1 rRNA gene is annotated in these 3,131 nt (G+C 51.0%); it reads left to right on the forward strand.

The annotated features are described in order from the left end of the window. Positions 1 to 158: 158 nt before the first annotated feature. Positions 159 to 3,052: ribosomal RNA gene (locus IB254_RS29305) — 23S ribosomal RNA — on the forward strand. The last annotated feature ends 79 nt before the right edge of the window (positions 3,053 to 3,131 follow it).

A 3,131-nucleotide genomic window follows, 5' to 3' on the forward strand; every position in this document is an offset into this window, starting at 1 on the left:
CTAGATCGTTCTTTAAAAATTTGGGTATGTGATAGAAAGATAGACTGGATAACACTTTCACTGGTGTTTATTCAGGCTAAGGTAAAATTTGTGAGTTTAATCGCGAATTTTCGGCGAATGTCGTCTTCACAGTATAACCAGATTGCTTGGGGTTATATGGTCAAGTGAAGAAGCGCATACGGTGGATGCCTTGGCAGTCAGAGGCGATGAAAGACGTGGTAGCCTGCGAAAAGCTTCGGGGAGTCGGCAAACAGACTTTGATCCGGAGATGTCTGAATGGGGGAACCCACCTAACATAAGTTAGGTATCTTAAGCTGAATACATAGGCTTAAGAAGCGAACCAGGGGAACTGAAACATCTAAGTACCCTGAGGAAAAGAAATCAACCGAGATTCCCTTAGTAGTGGCGAGCGAACGGGGACTAGCCCTTAAGTGGCTTTGAGATTAGCGGAACGCTCTGGAAAGTGCGGCCATAGTGGGTGATAGCCCTGTACGCGAAAATCTCTTAGTCATGAAATCGAGTAGGACGGAGCACGAGAAACTTTGTCTGAATATGGGGGGACCATCCTCCAAGGCTAAATACTACTGACTGACCGATAGTGAACTAGTACCGTGAGGGAAAGGCGAAAAGAACCCCGGAGAGGGGAGTGAAATAGATCCTGAAACCGTATGCGTACAAGCAGTGGGAGCCCACTTTGTTGGGTGACTGCGTACCTTTTGTATAATGGGTCAGCGACTTATTTTCAGTGGCGAGCTTAACCGAATAGGGGAGGCGTAGCGAAAGCGAGTCTTAATAGGGCGTCTAGTCGCTGGGAATAGACCCGAAACCGGGCGATCTATCCATGGGCAGGTTGAAGGTTGGGTAACACTAACTGGAGGACCGAACCGACTACCGTTGAAAAGTTAGCGGATGACCTGTGGATCGGAGTGAAAGGCTAATCAAGCTCGGAGATAGCTGGTTCTCCTCGAAAGCTATTTAGGTAGCGCCTCATGTATCACTGTAGGGGGTAGAGCACTGTTTCGGCTAGGGGGTCATCCCGACTTACCAAACCGATGCAAACTCCGAATACCTACAAGTGCCGAGCATGGGAGACACACGGCGGGTGCTAACGTCCGTCGTGAAAAGGGAAACAACCCAGACCGTCAGCTAAGGTCCCAAAGTTATGGTTAAGTGGGAAACGATGTGGGAAGGCTTAGACAGCTAGGAGGTTGGCTTAGAAGCAGCCACCCTTTAAAGAAAGCGTAATAGCTCACTAGTCGAGTCGGCCTGCGCGGAAGATGTAACGGGGCTCAAACCATACACCGAAGCTACGGGTATCACCTTCGGGTGATGCGGTAGAGGAGCGTTCTGTAAGCCTGTGAAGGTGAGTTGAGAAGCTTGCTGGAGGTATCAGAAGTGCGAATGCTGACATGAGTAACGACAATGGGTGTGAAAAACACCCACGCCGAAAGACCAAGGTTTCCTGCGCAACGTTAATCGACGCAGGGTTAGTCGGTCCCTAAGGCGAGGCTGAAAAGCGTAGTCGATGGAAAACAGGTTAATATTCCTGTACTTCTGGTTATTGCGATGGAGGGACGGAGAAGGCTAGGCCAGCTTGGCGTTGGTTGTCCAAGTTTAAGGTGGTAGGCTGGAATCTTAGGTAAATCCGGGATTCTAAGGCCGAGAGCTGATGACGAGTGTTCTTTTAGAACACGAAGTGGTTGATGCCATGCTTCCAAGAAAAGCTTCTAAGCTTCAGGTAACCAGGAACCGTACCCCAAACCGACACAGGTGGTTGGGTAGAGAATACCAAGGCGCTTGAGAGAACTCGGGTGAAGGAACTAGGCAAAATGGCACCGTAACTTCGGGAGAAGGTGCGCCGGTGAGGGTGAAGGACTTGCTCCGTAAGCTCATGCCGGTCGAAGATACCAGGCCGCTGCGACTGTTTATTAAAAACACAGCACTCTGCAAACACGAAAGTGGACGTATAGGGTGTGACGCCTGCCCGGTGCCGGAAGGTTAATTGATGGGGTTAGCTAACGCGAAGCTCTTGATCGAAGCCCCGGTAAACGGCGGCCGTAACTATAACGGTCCTAAGGTAGCGAAATTCCTTGTCGGGTAAGTTCCGACCTGCACGAATGGCGTAACGATGGCGGCGCTGTCTCCACCCGAGACTCAGTGAAATTGAAATCGCTGTGAAGATGCAGTGTATCCGCGGCTAGACGGAAAGACCCCGTGAACCTTTACTATAGCTTTGCACTGGACTTTGAATTTGCTTGTGTAGGATAGGTGGGAGGCTTTGAAGCGTGGACGCCAGTTCGCGTGGAGCCATCCTTGAAATACCACCCTGGCAACTTTGAGGTTCTAACTCAGGTCCGTTATCCGGATCGAGGACAGTGTATGGTGGGTAGTTTGACTGGGGCGGTCTCCTCCTAAAGAGTAACGGAGGAGTACGAAGGTGCGCTCAGACCGGTCGGAAATCGGTCGTAGAGTATAAAGGCAAAAGCGCGCTTGACTGCGAGACAGACACGTCGAGCAGGTACGAAAGTAGGTCTTAGTGATCCGGTGGTTCTGTATGGAAGGGCCATCGCTCAACGGATAAAAGGTACTCCGGGGATAACAGGCTGATACCGCCCAAGAGTTCATATCGACGGCGGTGTTTGGCACCTCGATGTCGGCTCATCACATCCTGGGGCTGAAGCCGGTCCCAAGGGTATGGCTGTTCGCCATTTAAAGTGGTACGCGAGCTGGGTTTAGAACGTCGTGAGACAGTTCGGTCCCTATCTGCCGTGGACGTTTGAGATTTGAGAGGGGCTGCTCCTAGTACGAGAGGACCGGAGTGGACGAACCTCTGGTGTTCCGGTTGTCACGCCAGTGGCATTGCCGGGTAGCTATGTTCGGAATAGATAACCGCTGAAAGCATCTAAGCGGGAAACTAGCCTCAAGATGAGATCTCACTGGGACCTTGAGTCCCCTGAAGGGCCGTCGAAGACTACGACGTTGATAGGTTGGGTGTGTAAGCGCTGTGAGGCGTTGAGCTAACCAATACTAATTGCCCGTGAGGCTTGACCATATAACACCCAAGCAATTTGACTCCTCGAAAGAGCATCAGATTGCGGTGTGTGAAGACGCAATGAACCGAAAGTTCGAGA

It is taken from the genome of Pseudomonas sp. PDM03 (assembly GCF_014852385.1).
Classification (GTDB): Bacteria; Pseudomonadota; Gammaproteobacteria; order Pseudomonadales; family Pseudomonadaceae; genus Aquipseudomonas; species Aquipseudomonas migulae.